Consider the following 17,842-nt stretch of genomic DNA (forward strand, 5'->3'; position numbering starts at 1 on the left):
CCTACAAATCCAAAGCAACTTTTGCCGCTACCGCAATTTGGTAAAGTACTTGAGTAATACCACGAGTTAGCTCAATACCTTTAGTCTGAGCTTTAGGTAAAACTAAAATTTCATCACCCTGCTTAATTTTTTCACCTTTACGTACAAGTTCAGCTTTACCATTTTGACGAATCACAATCACTTTGGATTTATTCGATTTTTGGCTAAAACCACCGACTTGTTCAATATAATTCTTGGCACTTAAGCCATTTCTATATTCAATACCATTTGGGAAAGCAACTTCACCGTGTACCATAATCACAGATGTTTTCTCTGGAATATGTAAAATATCACCTTGTTCCAATATCACATCTTGGAAAGTATCTGGATTGAGTACCACTTGCCCTTTAGGCTCTACCTGACGCGCTTTTACGATAAACTGCTTCACCAATTCTGCATCGCGTAAACGCAAAGCTGCTTCTTCCTGCGTGCTTGAGCGGGCATTGAATGTGGTTTCTTCTAACTTATCTAAAGCAACATTCAACATTTCTTTTTGCCGCTTGGCTACAGAAGGACGGAACAATTGTAAAGATTCCACTTCCGCTAAGGCATTTGGTTGCAGCTGCGTTAATACATCACTCAGTTTGGCGCCATAAGGCAGTACAATAGCGTGGGCACCATTATGTGCACCATTAACACGCACTTGAATGGTACCCGCATAGCGGTCAGCCGTAACAGTAACAATATCGCCATCTTCCACCATTACATTATGCGCTTGGTTCAGCGAGTAATATTCACTTCTATACTCTGCACCTTGTCGACGCTGAATACTGACATTGGTTGCCCCTGGCTTAAGCTTGGCAAATGCCAATGCTTGTGCCAGCGTGACTGCAGGCGAGTTAAACTCGAAATCATTCTGGTTATAGACTTCACCCGACACATTAAAGGTATGAGTGCGCTGTCCTACAACAATTACATCCCCATCTCGAAAAGAGAAAGGACGAATTTGGCCTTGTAACAGGAATTCATATAAGTCGACCTGCTGAATTGTTTGACCATTTCGCATGACTTTAATATCAATATAACTGCCACGCTCTGGATCTACCCCACCCGCACGATCCAAGTAAGCAATGACACTATCATTCGCCACACCACCATAATTACCAGGCTGATTCACAAAACCAGTGACCATCACTTTTACTGGCTGAGCTTGCTCAAGGGCTGCATACACGCCGACATTAGACACATAAATACGTCGTACCTGCGCTTCAACCACCGATTGCAGATTGCCATTGCGAACACCCGCCACTTTGACCGGTCCGACATTCGGAATAAAAATATTGCCTTGTGGATCGACTGTTTGGGTGCCATTAAACTGATAGGCGCCCCATAGGCGTAAATTAATATTATCGCCTGGATTAATTTGATAACTACTATTGAAAGTCGATCCCGCCGTTGACGCAAATGCCCCTTTAAAAAGCTGCGAACCAAACATTTTATTTTGAGTAGGATATTTCATTGAGCTGCTTGGAGACAGCTCAACCACTGACTGGCTATTGAGCAGTGTGGCATTATTCGTACTTGCTGTATCCAAATTTCCGCCATTCAAGGTCTGAGACACTTCGGTTGGCAGCAGACTTGAATCGAATGCATAAGTTTCCGTCGCACACGCCAATGATAAAACTGATAATAAAGCAATTTTTTTCATAATTTATTCTCTGTGCTCACGGATAATTGAATGGATCAGTAATCCAATACCAAAAATAATGTTCAATAAAAGAAATGAGGTAATACTGATATAAATTTTACGCGGATATAAAGCATCCTGGGCTAAACGAGGTGTGGCAATCACCACCAACTTTTTCAGCTTACGTGAAGCTTCTAAACGTGCCTTTTCAAGAGAGACCAGGGAAATTTTATAAAGATCGGCTGCAAATTCAACTTGTGCTTTGAGTGCTTCAAAATCTGCAACATTTTTATTGAGCTTCAAATTGTTCGGGGAAGTCAGTTTTGAACTTTCAGTATTAATTTGCTGTTGTAATGCTGCAATTTGACTACGTAAGGCCACTACTTGAGGGGCTTCAGGGGTCAAGTAACTGAGTAGAGCCCGTTCTTCGGTTTTCATTTGCGCTAGACTGCTTTGCAAGCCTGCAATCAGGGTAGCGACAGCTTTGGCTTGTAATTCAGGATCGAAAATTTCATTTTCATTTTGATACTGGAGTACCGCCTGACGTGCCTCATCCAACTGTGCAGTAGCTTCCGTATACTGTTTCTGCGCAAATACCTGTTGCTCTTGTGCGATGGTCTGTGAAATTTCATTAATAAATTGATCACTTTGCTTCAACACTTCTTGATTGAGCTTAAGCGAGAACTGTGGCGAGAAACCTTGCGCATGCACATGCAACATCATGGTTTGCTCATCAAGCTCGACTTTAATCATTTTATTAAAGTATTCGACCAAGTCTTCCACCGAAGCATCTTTAGAAAGTGCAAATATCGGATCATTAACCGATGAAAATTCCTGACGCAAATGCAACGTTTGATCTAACTGCTCAATCATATCGCGAGAGCCAATATACTCTTTGAGAATCTGGGAATCCTCACGGCTAGTATTGGGCACTCCCAACAAAGCGCCTAGTCCTGCAGTATCGGCAACTGGGGTATCAGCCACCTGCTTCACCAACAAGATGGAAGAAGATTCATAACGATCTTTAGCAAAGGCAAAAAGATAAAATATAATGATCAATACGGGAACTAGAACACAGCAGGTATAGGCGATCCAAAGTCGCTTATTTATTTTAGCTTGCATACGCTTTATATACCTCTACTGCATCTTGCACATTATCAAAATATTCTGCTTTGCCGTCTCTTACCAAGAAAGCGACATCACAATTACGGGTTAAATCTTTTAAGTCGTGAGAAACCATAATAATATTTGAATTTTCTTTAAGTTCATCGAGCAGAGCCTGACTCTTTTTTCGAAAAGAAGCATCCCCTACAGCACCCGCTTCATCGAGTAAATAATAATCAAAGTTAAAGGCCATACTTAAACCGAAACCAATCCGGCTACGCATACCACTTGAGTAACTTTTCATCGGCATATCAAAGTATTTACCAATTTCAGCAAACTCTTCAACAAAATTTACCACATGTTCAACTTCTTCAGCCTGACTCACATATAGTCGGGCCACAAAACGTACATTTTGTCGGGCAGTTAAACTTCCCTGGAAGCCACCTGACAACGCCACTGGCCATGAAATTGTTTTATTGGTAATAACCTTGCCAGAATCGGCATAGTCAATCCCACCAATGACACGCAGCAAGGTACTCTTGCCTGCCCCATTTTTACCCAATAAAGCCACACTTTTATTCTCAGGTAAAATCGCATTTAAATCTTTAAAGACATAATGCCGACCTTTGGGTGTCGCATATGATTTTGTTAAATTTTTTAATTCAATCATTTTGATTTCACCATATGTCGCTCAAAGCGTTTATACAGTAATAGCCCAATAAATAAAGAAATAATCATCCAGATTATAAAGTAACTTAAACTAATTCCCGGTACTAAACTATAACTAGGGGCAACAGCATGACGCATTAACTCAAAGATATGAATCAGGGGGTTATAAAGTAAATATTCGCGATATTCCACTGGAATAATATGAATGGAATATAAAATACCCGATAAAAAATAAAGAATTAAAAAAAATACTGAAAGAAATTTATTTAATTCTTTTGAAAAATCGCCAATCACAACAAAAATAAGACTACACGCCATCATGAATATGAATAATAGTGACCAGTAGCCCAAAAGCTGCGGAATCTGTTCAAAACTGATGCTATAGCCAAACCATACAAATGCTGCAGTAAAAGCGATATAAGCTGTGAATTTCAGCAGAAATTCGAGAATATTACGCGCGAGTAAAGCATCGATCGGTTTTACTGGGCGATAGCTAAATAGCCCTCGGTTGGACTCTGTTGCACTAATCGCAAGGGTGACCCCAGTTCTAAACATAAAGAATGGAATGATGCCATTGATCAAAAAAACAGCGTAATCCATACCGGGTAATGTTCTCTGCATGACTGTACCGAAAAGTACCACCATTATCCCAATAGTTAATAAAGGCTCTAGAAAAACCCATAAATATCCTAAACGATATTGACCAAAGCGGGTTTGTAATTCCCGAAGCAATAATGCACGTATAGCTGCATGCATCACTTGCAAACCACCACGAGCTTTCAGTCGAGGGAGTTTTTTCAGTTGAGATTGTTCTGGAAATTCCATGTATATAAGCTTTTTATTAGTGAGTCATATTAAGTTAAATATGTGGATGACATCATACCGATATCCCTAATCTTTATAAAGTAGATTGTGAGTTAAGCTCAATAATGGATCCGCCTATTCGACTAAAGATAAGTTTATTCTTTTAATACAACTGACAAGTCTATAAAGAAAGCATAAATTCCCGCCAGATCACCTGCATACGATGATGTTTATTTCTTAGTGCTATATCGGCTCTTTAGTCATCTGAAATAGAAATAACGGTCTAAAATCCAAACAATTATCAACATTCTGCATAAGCTTGTCGTTATTTATACATTTCAACTGTTTAAAGATTGTGCATAATCGCAGGCTTTTAAAATAAAGGCCTCTTTTCAAGCATTCTACGACTGTGTATAACAATGGGCAGTTTAGGGAAATCAATAAGCATAGGCAAATGACGTCAAAACACGTTAGACTATGCAGCAATCAATACAAGCAAAATGTCATTTGAGACAAAAAGAAGGTGAAGGTTGATGCCGCTCAATACCGTTGAAGAGCTCGTAGCAGATATCCGTGCAGGGAAAATGGTCATCCTGATGGATGATGAAGATCGTGAAAATGAAGGTGATTTAGTCATTGCTGCGACACACGTGCGTCCAGAAGACATCAACTTTATGATCACGCATGCGCGTGGTTTAGTTTGCTTAACGCTTAGCCGCGACCGTTGTCAGCAACTCAATCTACCTTTAATGGTTGATGCAAATGGTGCGCAGCACGGCACTAACTTTACCCTTTCGATTGAAGCTGCAAAAGGCATTTCAACAGGGATTTCTCCTGCTGAACGTGCACATACCATTCAAACTGCAGTTGCAGCACATGCAAAACCGGCTGACATTGTACAACCCGGACATATCTTCCCACTCATGGCACAGCCAGGTGGCGTACTGCACCGTGCCGGTCATACTGAAGCCGGTTGTGACTTATCGCGCTTGGCGGGCCTAGAACCTGCTTCGGTGATTTGTGAAATTATTAATGAAGATGGCACCATGGCGCGCCGTCCTGACCTTGAAGTTTTCGCCGAAAAACATGGTTTGAAAATGGGTACCATTGCGGATCTGATCCACTACCGCATGACCAATGAACAAACCGTAGAACGTATCGATCAACAAACTTTAGATACTGAATACGGTACATTTGATTTATATCGTTACCGCGAAATTGGTAATCCAGACATTCATTTGGCTTTAGTAAAAGGTCAACCGAAAGACGGCGTAACCACTGTTCGCGTGCATGGCTTTAATCCGGCACGTGACTTGCTTAAACTCAATAAGCAAGATGGTGAGCCTGCCTGGAACTTAGACCGCGCATTGAAAGAAATTGCCAACAGTGATCGCGGTGTCCTGGTCTGGATTGGTCAACGCCATTTACAGGATTTGGGTCCTGCACTGGACAGCTTGACTGCACCAAAACCAACAAAATCCAATGCTGCCCTTTCACAGCAATATCAAACCATTGGTGTAGGTGCACAAATTTTACGTGATTTGGGTGTTGAAAAAATGAAGTTGCTTAGCTCTCCATTACGTTTCAATGCACTATCAGGCTTTAACTTGGAAGTGGTGGAATATATCACCGCACAGCAAACAATTTAAGAAATAATCGAGGTTGCCATGGCAGTTCGCCGTATTGAAGGTATGTTACATCTCGCGAACGAAGACCGTTATGCGATTTTAGTGGGTCGCTTTAATAGCTTTGTTGTTGAACATTTGCTAGAAGGTGCAATTGATACGTTGAAACGTCATGGCGTATCAGAGGATAATATCACTGTTGTTCACGCACCTGGCGCTTGGGAACTTCCTGTGGTTGCAAAAAAACTTGCCGCTTCAGATCGTTTTGATGCGATCATTGCACTTGGCGCCGTGATTCGTGGTAGCACGCCTCACTTTGATTTTGTTGCTGGTGAATGTGTCAAAGGTTTAGGCGTTGTTGGCCTGGATGCTGGCTTACCAGTAATTAACGGTGTATTAACTACGGATAGTATTGAACAAGCGATTGAACGCTCTGGAACAAAAGCAGGTAATAAAGGTGGCGAAGCTGCCCTTACTGCGATTGAAATGGTTAACTTGTTAAAGGCTATTTAACGCTATGTCGCAAACACTTCAAGCAACTTATGCAGCGAAACGTAAAGCACGTCGCTTTGCTGTACAAGGAATTTATGAATGGCAGATGAGCCACAATCCAGTGCATGAGATTGAAGCACGTACCCGTGTGGAAAATGCCATGCACAAAGTGGATCTCGGCTATTATCATGAATTGTTGACTCAAGTGGTTGCCAATCATGAAGCATTGGATGCGCTCTTAATCCCTGTGCTTGACCGCGAAGTTAGCGCCCTTGATGGCGTTGAACTTGCAACTCTTCGTCTGGGTGCCTATGAATTGCAAGATCATCTTGAAATTCCATATCGCGTCGTTTTAGATGAATCGATTGAGCTTGCTAAACACTTTGGCGGTGCAGACAGCCATAAATACATCAATGGTGTATTGGACCGTTTAGCCACCAGCTTACGTGCAGCAGAAAAGCAACAAGCCGACTAATTTTTCAGTAGATTTGTTGTATGGCTGAGTTCTCGATCATTGATACTTATTTTAATCGGCAGATCAATTCATCTGTCGATTTAGGTGTCGGTGACGACTCAGCCTTGCTCACTCCCCCTCCCAACCAGCAACTGGTCATCTGTGCCGATACTTTAGTTGCCGGGCGACATTTTCCTTTAGATACAAACCCGCATGCCATTGGCTGGAAATCTGTTGCCGTCAATTTATCCGATATTGCTGCAATGGGTGCCAAACCACACAGCATTCTTCTTGCATTGAGCCTACCCCAAATTGATCATGACTGGCTGAAAGGTTTTAGCCAGGGTCTGTATGATTGCTGCGATCAATTTGGTGTGAGTTTAATTGGTGGTGATACCACACAAAGTCCTCATCTGACCATTTCAGTCACTGCCCTCGGCTGGATTGAAGCAGGTCAGGCCGTGACACGTTCTGGCGCACAAATCGGTGACTATGTCTGTGTTAGCGGTCAAGTCGGTGATGCCGCTTATGCATTGCAACATTTAGGTCATCATCTACAGAAACGTCTGGATTACCCCACCCCGCGTTGTCAACTCGGTCAAAAGTTAAAAGGCCTCGCCTCAAGTATGATTGATATATCTGATGGCTTGGCCCAAGACCTAGGACATATCCTTAAAGCATCGCATGTCGGTGCAACCTTAGATTTAGACCAGCTACCGATTGATGCTGCTTTAAAAAAATTACAACAAGAAAAGCAGTGGCAATATGCACTCGCAGGTGGCGACGACTATGAACTATGCTTTACAATCAGCCCGCAAAACTATGAAAAGCTTTTGCAACAACAATTAGATGTCGACATTACCAGGATTGGAAAAATTGCCCAAGAAAAAGGCTTAACTTTTGTGCAGAATGGCGTAGATCATTCGCTACAATTTCATGGATACCAACACTTTGCATAAACCCAGCATTAATTTTAAAAACATGTCCTGGCCAAACCGCTGCATCGTGTTTTGTGGCGTTGGCTTCGGCTCTGGTTTATTACCTAAAGCACCAGGGACTTTTGGTTCAGCATTTGCATTACTATTTATTCCTATTTGGCTAGTATTGGGCTTTGTTAACTCTATATTTGCTATTTTTGTAATGTCACTTATAGGCATCTATATTTGTGGTCAAACCGCCAAAGTCATGGGCGTGCATGATGATGGGCGTATTGTCTGGGATGAGTTTGCCGGACAGTCGATTACATTTTTGCCTCTCATTTATTTAGGGCACATGAGCTGGTTATGGATATTGGTTGGATTTGCTTTATTTCGTTTGTTTGATGTATGGAAACCTTGGCCTATTCGCGTGATTGACCGTCAAGTCGGTGGCGGCTTCGGCATTATGTTTGACGATATTATCGCCGGCATTTGGGCTGCACTATGCATTTACATTTATTTATCGTTCATGATGGCTTAAGCTAAAAATTGTAGGATTACAGATGTCTACTAGCGTTATTATTCTTGCTGCAGGTAAAGGAACACGTATGCGTTCTAATTTACCGAAAGTATTACAACCTCTTGCAGGACGTCCTTTGCTGCGCCATGTCATTGAAACGGCAAAAAAACTCAATGCAAAAAACATTATTACCATTTATGGCCATGGTGGAGATAAAGTACAGCAAGCCTTCGAACAAGAGAATGTGCAATGGGTTGAACAAGCAGAACAACTCGGTACAGGCCATGCCGTTAAAGTCACCTTACCGGTACTTCCTAGCGATGGCGTTTCACTGATTCTTTCCGGCGATGTGCCTTGCATTACCCAAGAAACCCTGGAAAAGCTGTTGGCTGTTTCACGTGAAACAGGCATTGGCTTGGTGACATTAACCTTGAATGACGCGGCAGGTTATGGCCGTATCGTGCGTGAAAACAATAAAATTCAAGCCATTGTTGAGCATAAAGATGCAAACGATGCACAGCGTCAAATTAAGGAAATCAATACCGGTATTTACTGTGTCAGCAATGCCAAACTGCATCAATGGTTGCCCAAACTTTCTAATAAAAATGCCCAAGGTGAGTATTACCTGACTGATATTGTCGCTATGGCAATTGCAGATGGCTTAGAAGTTGCATCTGTAGAACCGGAACGTGCCTTTGAAGTTGAAGGCGTCAATGACCGTGTTCAGCTTGCTGCTTTAGAACGTGAATTCCAGAGCTATCAGGCAAAAAAACTCATGCAGCAAGGCGTGCATTTAATCGACCCTGCCCGTTTCGACTTACGTGGTCAATTAAAAGTAGGTCAAGATGTGCGGATCGACATTAATGTGGTCATTGAAGGTGATTGCGAATTTGGTGACAATGTTGAAATTGGTGCCGGTTGTATCATCAAAAATACCACGATTGCTTCTGGCAGCAAAGTTCAACCCTACAGTATTTTCGACAATGCGATTGTTGGCGAAGATGCGCAAATTGGTCCATTTTCCCGTTTGCGTCCAGGTGCCAAACTGGCAAACGAAGTCCACATCGGCAATTTTGTTGAAGTTAAAAATTCAAGCATTGGTCTCGGGTCTAAAGCCAATCACTTTACCTATTTAGGTGATGCAGAAGTCGGCGCAGGCTCGAATATTGGGGCCGGTACCATTACCTGCAATTATGATGGTGCCAATAAATTTAAAACCATTATTGGTGATTCAGCTTTTATCGGTTCAAATAGCTCACTGGTTGCCCCGGTGAGTATTGGCAATGGTGCAACTGTGGGTGCCGGCTCAGTCATCACACGCGATGTCGCAGAAAATAGTTTAGCCTTTGAACGATCAAAACAAGTCGCTAAAGAAAACTATCAACGCCCCCAAAAATTGAAAAAATAAGAGGATTATAAATATGTGCGGAATTGTCGGTGGCGTTGCTGAACGTAATATTAGCAATATTTTAATTGAAGGCCTAAAACGCCTTGAGTACCGTGGTTATGATTCAGCAGGCATGGCACTGATTAATGGCGGCCATGTACTGCGTGAACGTCGTGTCGGTAAAGTCATCAATCTGGAACAGGCAGTCGCAGAAGCCGATATTCAAGGCTCACTCGGTATTGCACATACACGTTGGGCAACCCATGGTAAACCGACTGAAAATAATGCCCATCCGCATATTTCAGGTACGGTGGCTGTGGTTCATAACGGCATCATTGAAAACTATCAAGAACTGAAAGATGATCTTGAAGCGCTTGGTTATGTGTTTACTTCACAAACCGATACTGAAGTTGTGGCACATTTGGTCAACGATGCATTGAAGTCGACACCTAGCCTTTTAGCAGCAGTACAGCAAGTCGTTCCGCAGCTTAAAGGTGCGTATGCTCTCGGGATTGTACATACCGATTATCCGGATGAATTGATTACCGTTCGTGAAGGTTCGCCGCTAGTGATTGGTGTCGGGATTGGTGAAAACTTTATCAGTTCGGATCAATTGGCGTTACTTCCCATTACCAACCGTTTTATTTACCTCGAAGAAGGTGATATTGCGCGTTTAACCCGTAATAGCATTGAAATATTTGTAGATGGTCAATTGGTTCAGCGTCCTGTGAAAGAATTGGATGCCACGGTAAGCAATGCTTCTAAAGGTGAATACAAACACTACATGCTCAAAGAAATTTATGAGCAGCCAGAAGCGATCCAGCAAACCATTTCCCAAGCATTAAATGGAAATGTTTTACGTGAAGATTTCTTAAAAGATGCGGTTGTTGATTTTGAAAAAATCCAACAGATCCAAATCATTGCCTGTGGGACCAGCTACCATGCCGGCATGATCGCAAAATACTGGTTCGAGCAACTGATTGACCTGCCTTGTCAGGTTGAGATTGCCAGTGAATTCCGCTATCGCACCCCTGTGATTGTCAATAATACACTTTATGTGTGTATTTCTCAGTCAGGTGAAACGGCTGATACTTTGGCGGCACTTCGTGATACACAAAAACGTGCTGCTGCAAAAAATCTAGACATTGCGACCCTGACCATCTGTAATGTGGCAACCTCTTCAATGGTTCGTGAAACCAACCATAGTCTACTGACTTTGGCGGGGCCAGAAATTGGGGTTGCATCGACCAAGGCCTTCACCACACAACTTGCAGCACTTCTGCTGTTGGTTTTAAAAATCGGTCAGGTGAAGCAAAGTATTACTGCGGAAAAAACCACGGCGATCATTACTGATTTATGGCATGTACCCAAAGTAATTTTAGATACGCTGCAAAAAGATAAAGATATTTTGCGTTTATCGGAACTCTTTGTAGAGAAACAGCACTGCCTATTCCTTGGTCGCGGTACAGAATTTCCTATTGCACTTGAAGGCGCCTTGAAACTGAAAGAAATTTCATATATTCACGCTGAAGGTTATGCCGCAGGTGAACTGAAACACGGGCCATTGGCACTGGTTGATAATGACATGCCTGTGGTGATTCTTGCCCCGAAAGATGACATGCTGGATAAACTCAAATCCAATATGGAAGAAGTTCAAGCCCGCGGTGGTGAATTATTCGTATTTGCCGATGAAAACAGTGGAATTAAAGGAAAAGACCGCCAGCATGTGGTCCATGTTCCAAGTATCAGCCCGATCCTTTCTCCAATTGTTTACAGTATTCCGGTACAACTCCTGTCTTACCATGTCGCAGTACTGCGTGGCACCGATGTCGATCAGCCACGCAACTTGGCGAAATCGGTCACTGTAGAATAAAAATTTAATATATAAAAGGCTGATTAAAATCGGCCTTTTCTTTATAGAGAGAAAAAAATGACGCAACTGACTTGTTTTAAAGCTTATGATATCCGAGGTAAATTAGGTGCTGAACTCAATGAAGAGATCGCCTATAAAATTGGCCGTGCCTATGGTCAGATTTATCAACCAAAATCAGTCGTCATTGGTTGTGATATCCGCTTAAGCAGTGAAGCATTGAAACAGGCCACGATCAAAGGTTTAAATGATGCTGGCGCCAATGTTTTAGATTTAGGCATGACCGGTACAGAAGAAGTCTATTTCGGTGCATTCCATCTTGACGTTCAAGGCGGAATTGAAATTACTGCAAGTCATAATCCAATGGATTATAACGGCATGAAATTGGTACGTGAAAATGCACGCCCGATTAGTGCGGATACCGGACTCAAAGAGATTCAAGCTTTGGCAGAAGCAGAGAACTTTACTGAAGTTGCAAAAAAAGGGATAACTCAAAACTACAATATTTTGCCTGAATTTATTGAACATTTGATGAGCTATATCGACCCGGCTCAAATCAGCCCAATGAAATTGGTGATGAATGCTGGTAACGGTGCAGCAGGTCATGTGGTAGATGCAATTGAGGAAAAATTTAAACAGCTGCATATACCGGTTGAATTTATCAAAATCAATAATGAAGCTGATGGAACATTCCCGAATGGTATTCCCAACCCGATTTTAATTGAAAACCGTGATAGCACCCGTGATGCAGTCATTCAGCATCAAGCAGATATGGGGATTGCCTGGGATGGCGACTTCGATCGGTGCTTCCTTTTTGATGAAAAAGGCCAGTTTATTGAAGGTTATTACATTGTCGGTCTGCTTGCACAAGCCTTCTTGCTGAAACAGTCTGGTGAGAAAGTCGTTCATGACCCTCGCCTGGTTTGGAATACCTTGGATGTGGTTGAGCAATATCAGGGTATTGCTGTGCAATCAAAATCAGGTCACGCCTTCATTAAAGATGTGATGCGTGAGCACAATGCGGTTTATGGGGGCGAGATGAGTGCACATCATTATTTCCGTGATTTTGCTTATTGCGATAGTGGCATGATTCCGTGGTTATTGGCGGTTGTGGTTTTATCTGAAACTAAAAAATCATTATCTAGCCTGGTTGAAGAGATGATTTCGAAATTCCCATGTTCGGGTGAAATCAACTTTAAAGTTACGGATACTCAAACGACAATTCAAAAGATTTTTGATCACTATGCAGATCAAAAACCTGAGATTGATTACACGGATGGTGTGAGTTTAGATTTTGGCGTATGGCGTTTGAACGTACGTGCTTCAAATACTGAACCACTATTACGTTTAAATATCGAAAGTCGCCGTGACAAGAATCCAAAACCGATGCAAGACTATGTGAATGAATTAACGTTACTCATTCAGAGTTAATTTAATTTCAGCAATAAAAATGGGAGCCGATATGCTCCCATTTTTATTTAGACCCATTAATTTTTATAACCAGTGGGATTTTGTTTTTGCCAGTTCCAGCTATCTGCCAACATATCTTCTAAAGCATATTGTGGTGTCCAGCCTAGCTCTGACACTGCACGTGCATTATCCGCAAAAGAGGTTGCCACATCCCCTTCACGACGTGGAGCAAATTCAAATGCGACCGCTATACCGTTCACTTTTTCAAACGTATTTTTAACTTGAAGCACAGATGAACCATTGCCGGTGCCGATATTCCAGGCACGACAACCTTGCGCATTTAAACGGTTATTCAAGGCACATAAATGCGCATTGGCCAAATCGACCACATGAATATAGTCACGCACGCCTGTACCATCGACAGTGTCATAGTCCTGACCAAAAATAGAAAGTTTCTCTCGGCGCCCTACTGCCACCTGAGTCACATATGGCATCAAATTATTGGGAATCCCTTGTGGATCTTCACCAATACGTCCACTTTTATGTGCACCGACCGGATTAAAATAGCGAAGTAGCGCAATCGACCAACGTTCATCTGCAATTGATAATTTTTGCAAGAGTTGTTCAACAATCAGTTTGGTGTAGCCATAGTTATTACTTGGCATACCTGTTGGCATCTCTTCATTTAGCGGAGATGTATTTGCTTCATCATAAACGGTTGCAGATGAGCTAAAAACCAAATTAAAAATTTCTGCGCGTTCCATTGCTCTAACCAGGCTAATAGAACCGGCAATATTATTATCAAAATAGGTCAATGGAATTTGCTGACTTTCGCCCACCGCTTTCAAACCGGCAAAATGAATTACCGCATCAATCGGATATTGCTGAAAAACCTGATCCAGAACTTGTGCATCACGAATATCGCCTTCAACAAAAACCAAGGTTTTACCGGTCAACTGTTGCACACGGTTAAGAGATTCTTCTGAACTGTTGCAAAGATTATCCAGAACCACAACTTCATGTCCTGAATTTAACAGCTCCACACAGGTATGCGAGCCTATATAACCCGCCCCACCTGTTACTAAAATTTTAGCCATGTGTTTTCCCTAATAATATCTGGATCAACCCTTGAGTAGAGGCATCTAAACTCGAAATATCTTCTACATCTCCATTTAAAATCGGCAACAGCTGATTGGCAATTTCTTTGCCTTTCTCAACGCCCCATTGATCGAATGGATTGATATTCCAAAGTACAGACTGTACGAATACCTTGTGTTCATACATGGCAATCAGCATACCTAAACTATAGGGATTTAATTCTTGCAATAAAATGGTCGTGCTCGGTTGATTACCCGAATACTGCTTATAGCGCGCTAAATTTTCTAATTCATCTTGATCAAGCGCCTGATTACCAAATGCCAATAAACGCGACTGCGCCAGACAGTTGGATAAAGCTAAATGGTGCTGCTCGACCAAGGCCTCAGCATTTTCTGCATAGGTAAACTGGTTGGTATTATAGCGTTGCACAGGTGCAATAAAATCACAGCTTACTGCCTGTGTACCTTGATGTAACAATTGATAAAAGGCATGCTGGGCATTCGGCCCGACTTCCCCCCAGACAATCGGGCAGGTATCCAAAGTGACTTTTTCACCATTGCGCTGAATCGACTTACCATTCGATTCCATTTCTAGCTGCTGCAAGTAGGAAGCAAAGTATTTCAGGCGGCCATCATAAGGCAGTACTGCATGGGTTTGAATATCAAGGAAGTTATTGTTCCAAACACCCAGCAAGCCCATCAGCACCGGAATATTTTGACTTAAAGGCGCTGTTTGGAAATGCTGATCGATGGCGTGTGCACCGGCAAGCAACTGCTTGAAGCCTTCCACCCCGATTGTCAAAGCAATCGGCAGGCCAATACATGACCAGAGAGAATAACGACCGCCAACCCAATCCCAAAGCAGAAACTGGTTTTCCTCGGCAATCCCCCATTCCGTCATTTTTTCAGGTTTGGTCGACACCCCCACAAAATGATGTTTCAGCATCTGGCTATGTTGGCCAAAGGCTTTTTCTAACCACAAGCGTGCCGTTTGCGCATTGGATAAGGTATCAATGGTTCCAAAAGATTTCGATGAAATAATAAACAGGGTGGTTTCTGGGCGCAGCTTATGCAACAGCTCGGATAACTGACTGCCATCGATCGTGGAAACAAAATGTACATTCAGTGATTTTGATGTCGCTTGCTTAAAATCAGATAAAGCTTGGGATACCATCAGTGGTCCAAGATCTGATCCACCGACCCCGATATTGACGACATCCTGAATCACTTCACCGGTTGCGCCGCGACATTGGCCTGCGTGAATTTTTTCTACCAGGGCAAACATGCGTTGTAATTGAGCATGCACCTGACTTGAAAGTTGCGGATGTAATGGATCATTCTCAGGAAGGCGCAAAGCCCAATGCATTGCTGCACGCTGCTCGGTATAATTGATCTGCTCTTCAGAAAAAAGCCGTTCAATCCATTTTTCCAGATTTTGTGTCTCAGCAAAATGAATTAATGCATTCAAGACATTCTGGTCAATACGATGCTTACTAAAATCTAGCACAAGCTGTTCACATGCCACTGAGAATTTTTCGAAACGCTGATCATCTTGCGCGAACAAGTCATTTAAATGCAGCTGCTCAAACTGTTTTTTTAAAGGATTTAATTTCACTAAAACGGATTTATCATTATTGACTATAAAAGGCTGAATAGGCTGTGTCATTAGCGTCCAACTCCCATATAAGCAAAGCCTTGTGCTTTAACATAATCCGGATCAAAAATATTACGGCCATCTAAAATTAAGGGATGCTGCATGGTTTGAAGCAGTCTCTTGTAATCTGGACTCCAGTATTGCTTCCATGCAGTCAGTAAACACAAGGCATGGCTGTCTTTTACAGCTTCATATTGATCGGTACAATAAATCAGGTCTTCACGATGCCCATATATTTTTTCAATTTCAGCGAGGGCTTGAGGATCATGTAATTTAACCTTGACCCCTTGTGCCCACAAGGCATTCAGCATGACGTGAATAGGCGATTGTTGAATACGAGAGGTATTTTCCTTAAATGCAGCCCCCCAAATGGCGACGGTTTTCCCGTTCAAGTCACCATGAAAATAGTTCCATAATTTTCTAAATAAAAGCTCTTTTTGCTGTTGGTTAATTTCCCAAACCTGAGCCAGTAACTGGCTTTTAACCCCAGTACCAGAAACCGTATTGGCCAAAGTCATAATATCGTGTGAGAAGTTTTCCCCACCAAAGCCGGCACTCGGATACAAATAAGAAGCACCAATACGGCTATCTGCAGCCATACCCTGACGGACATGCTCAATATCAATGCCCAGTTTTTCTGCGACTACAGCCAAGTCGTTAATATAACTGATACGTGTTGCCAACATGCCGGAAATACTGAGCTTGGTAAATTCAGCATCTAAAACAGGCATAAACAGATACTGTTGCTGACGGGGAAATAAAGGACGTAACAATTCCCGAACCTTGTTCTGAACTTCAGATCGCGTACAACCGACAATCAGCTGTTCAGCTTGCGTCATGCTGGGTAGCGCATTACCTTCCTGAATCATATCGGGTAAATACACCCACTCATCTTGGGCAAGAATATGCTGGAATTTCTCAGTACTGTGCAACCCCAAAGTTGAAGCATTAATCATCAACTTGGGATGAATAATGGGGCGTTGTTTGAGCTCTTTTAGAAGTTCGATGCCTTGGGCTTCTTCAGCAGGGCTTAAACTAAAAAAATAAACATCGGTATCTAAAGGAATTTCATTGAAGTTGCAATATTGAAGAAATCCATTTTTTGCTTGTTTTTCCAATAAATGCTTAACCGCTTCATCTTGTGCATAGGCCTGTTCTGACGATGTCTTTTTTAATACATCACACCAATACACCTGATGTCCACACTCTGCCAATAAAGCTGCCATTACACCGGCATAAAGGGTTTGTCCAAATACCGCAACTTTCATAAAAGCTCCTAATCTTATAATTTTATAGTTTTAACTCTTTAATTAAGGCTTTAAAATCTTCACCCAATTTTGGATGAGCTACACCATAATGCAATACTGCTTTTAAATAACCGAGTTTGCTACCACAATCGAAAGTTTGACCTTTCATACGATAGGCTTCAATGCAATCTGTCTGATGTAACATTGCAATCGCATCAGTCAATTGAATTTCATTACCTGCACCTTTGGGTGTCTGCTCTAATAATTGCATAATTTTTGCAGGGAGTACGTAGCGACCAACCACTGAAAGATTAGAGGGTGCTGTTCCCACTGCAGGCTTCTCTACAATACCTTGCATGATAACGCTTTCAGCCACTGCCGGACTTTCGGCGACATCAACAATTCCGTATTGATCGACCAGATGCTCAGGTACTGCTTCAACCATAATTTGTGAAGCGCCAGTCGCTTCAAAACGCGCGATCATTTTCGCCAGGTCATTTTCAGCCTGATCATCTTTAACCAGCACATCTGGAAGTAATACAGCAAAATCTTCGTCTCCCACCACGGCTTTTGCGCACAATACCGCATGTCCTAAACCAAGTGGCTGTGGCTGACGAACACTCACAACACTGACATGTGGAGGTAAGATTTCAGTGATTTCTTTGAGCAAATCAAATTTCTTTTTATTTTCTAATGTGGTTTCAAGTTCAAAATTGCGGTCGAAATAATTTTCAATGGAAGCTTTTGAAGAATGAGTCACCAGAATAATTTGTTCAATCCCTGCCGCAACTGCCTCGCGTACTACATATTCAATGGCTGGACGGTCAACAACCGTAACCATTTCTTTGGGAATCGACTTACTGGCAGGTAAGAACCGGGTACCTAAACCTGCTACTGGGAGAATCGCTTTTTTGATCATTAGCATA

The 17,842-nt window shown here is 42.2% G+C and carries 16 protein-coding genes; 8 read left to right on the forward strand and 8 right to left on the reverse strand.

What is annotated here, in order from left to right:
- Position 1 precedes the first annotated feature (1 nt).
- The 4 genes from E0H81_RS06355 to E0H81_RS06370 are packed head-to-tail and all read right to left on the reverse strand — an operon-like array spanning position 2 to position 4,264.
- Complete coding sequence (locus E0H81_RS06355; RefSeq protein ID WP_131317488.1) at positions 2–1,687, reverse strand: polysaccharide biosynthesis/export family protein; 1,686 nt, start codon at positions 1,685–1,687, stop codon at positions 2–4.
- A gap of 3 nt (positions 1,688–1,690) precedes the next feature.
- Positions 1,691–2,788 (reverse strand): KpsE/RkpR family capsule polysaccharide export protein, encoded by a 1,098-nt coding sequence (locus E0H81_RS06360; RefSeq protein WP_131317490.1) that lies wholly within the window; start codon positions 2,786–2,788, stop codon positions 1,691–1,693.
- Entirely contained in the window at positions 2,778–3,440 is a 663-nt protein-coding gene (locus E0H81_RS06365; protein ID WP_131317492.1) for an ABC transporter ATP-binding protein, read from the reverse strand. Before E0H81_RS06365 ends, E0H81_RS06360 begins: the two co-directional genes overlap by 11 nt.
- Positions 3,437–4,264 carry an ABC transporter permease gene (locus tag E0H81_RS06370; RefSeq protein ID WP_131317494.1) on the reverse strand — a complete coding sequence of 276 codons (828 nt, stop codon included), beginning with the start codon at positions 4,262–4,264 and terminating at the stop codon, positions 3,437–3,439. Before E0H81_RS06370 ends, E0H81_RS06365 begins: the two co-directional genes overlap by 4 nt.
- Before the next feature lie 512 nt (positions 4,265–4,776).
- On the opposite strand from E0H81_RS06370, the gene ribBA reads away from it, so the two are divergent.
- Genes ribBA through E0H81_RS06410 form a run of 8 tightly spaced genes read left to right on the forward strand, consistent with a single transcriptional unit; the run spans position 4,777 to position 12,939 of the window.
- Positions 4,777–5,892, forward strand: coding sequence for a bifunctional 3,4-dihydroxy-2-butanone-4-phosphate synthase/GTP cyclohydrolase II (ribBA, locus tag E0H81_RS06375; protein ID WP_131317496.1), 1,116 nt, complete (start codon positions 4,777–4,779; stop codon positions 5,890–5,892).
- Between the two features lie 18 nt (positions 5,893–5,910).
- Complete coding sequence (ribH, locus tag E0H81_RS06380) at positions 5,911–6,381, forward strand: 6,7-dimethyl-8-ribityllumazine synthase (RefSeq protein WP_131267563.1); 471 nt, start codon at positions 5,911–5,913, stop codon at positions 6,379–6,381.
- Between the two features lie 4 nt (positions 6,382–6,385).
- Complete coding sequence (nusB, locus tag E0H81_RS06385) at positions 6,386–6,835, forward strand: transcription antitermination factor NusB (protein WP_131267564.1); 450 nt, start codon at positions 6,386–6,388, stop codon at positions 6,833–6,835.
- A gap of 20 nt (positions 6,836–6,855) precedes the next feature.
- Positions 6,856–7,773: a thiamine-phosphate kinase gene (gene thiL / locus E0H81_RS06390; RefSeq protein ID WP_131317498.1), complete on the forward strand. Its 918-nt coding sequence runs from the start codon at positions 6,856–6,858 to the stop codon at positions 7,771–7,773.
- Complete coding sequence (locus E0H81_RS06395) at positions 7,751–8,272, forward strand: phosphatidylglycerophosphatase A family protein (protein ID WP_131267566.1); 522 nt, start codon at positions 7,751–7,753, stop codon at positions 8,270–8,272. The genes thiL and E0H81_RS06395 overlap by 23 nt, the downstream gene beginning before the upstream one ends.
- Positions 8,273–8,294: 22 nt before the next feature.
- Positions 8,295–9,659, forward strand: coding sequence for a bifunctional UDP-N-acetylglucosamine diphosphorylase/glucosamine-1-phosphate N-acetyltransferase GlmU (glmU, locus tag E0H81_RS06400; RefSeq protein WP_131317502.1), 1,365 nt, complete (start codon positions 8,295–8,297; stop codon positions 9,657–9,659).
- 13 nt (positions 9,660–9,672) lie between these two features.
- Entirely contained in the window at positions 9,673–11,511 is a 1,839-nt protein-coding gene (gene glmS, locus E0H81_RS06405; RefSeq protein ID WP_131317505.1) for a glutamine--fructose-6-phosphate transaminase (isomerizing), read from the forward strand.
- 57 nt (positions 11,512–11,568) lie between these two features.
- Positions 11,569–12,939, forward strand: a complete 1,371-nt coding sequence (locus E0H81_RS06410; RefSeq protein WP_131317507.1) for a phosphohexomutase domain-containing protein — start codon at positions 11,569–11,571, stop codon at positions 12,937–12,939.
- A 56-nt stretch (positions 12,940–12,995) separates the two neighbouring features.
- Here E0H81_RS06410 and galE read toward each other — a convergent pair whose 3' ends face one another.
- Genes galE through galU form a run of 4 tightly spaced genes read right to left on the reverse strand, consistent with a single transcriptional unit; the run spans position 12,996 to position 17,835 of the window.
- On the reverse strand, positions 12,996–14,015 hold the full coding sequence (galE, locus tag E0H81_RS06415; protein WP_131317510.1) for a UDP-glucose 4-epimerase GalE: 1,020 nt from the start codon (positions 14,013–14,015) through the stop codon (positions 12,996–12,998).
- Positions 14,008–15,681, reverse strand: a complete 1,674-nt coding sequence (gene pgi / locus E0H81_RS06420; protein ID WP_131317512.1) for a glucose-6-phosphate isomerase — start codon at positions 15,679–15,681, stop codon at positions 14,008–14,010. Before pgi ends, galE begins: the two co-directional genes overlap by 8 nt.
- Positions 15,681–16,937: a nucleotide sugar dehydrogenase gene (locus E0H81_RS06425; protein WP_131317515.1), complete on the reverse strand. Its 1,257-nt coding sequence runs from the start codon at positions 16,935–16,937 to the stop codon at positions 15,681–15,683. Before E0H81_RS06425 ends, pgi begins: the two co-directional genes overlap by 1 nt.
- A gap of 22 nt (positions 16,938–16,959) precedes the next feature.
- Positions 16,960–17,835: a UTP--glucose-1-phosphate uridylyltransferase GalU gene (galU, locus tag E0H81_RS06430; RefSeq protein WP_131317517.1), complete on the reverse strand. Its 876-nt coding sequence runs from the start codon at positions 17,833–17,835 to the stop codon at positions 16,960–16,962.
- Between the last annotated feature and the right edge of the window lie 7 nt (positions 17,836–17,842).

This window comes from Acinetobacter terrestris (genome assembly GCF_004331155.1).
Taxonomy (GTDB): domain Bacteria; phylum Pseudomonadota; class Gammaproteobacteria; order Pseudomonadales; family Moraxellaceae; genus Acinetobacter; species Acinetobacter terrestris.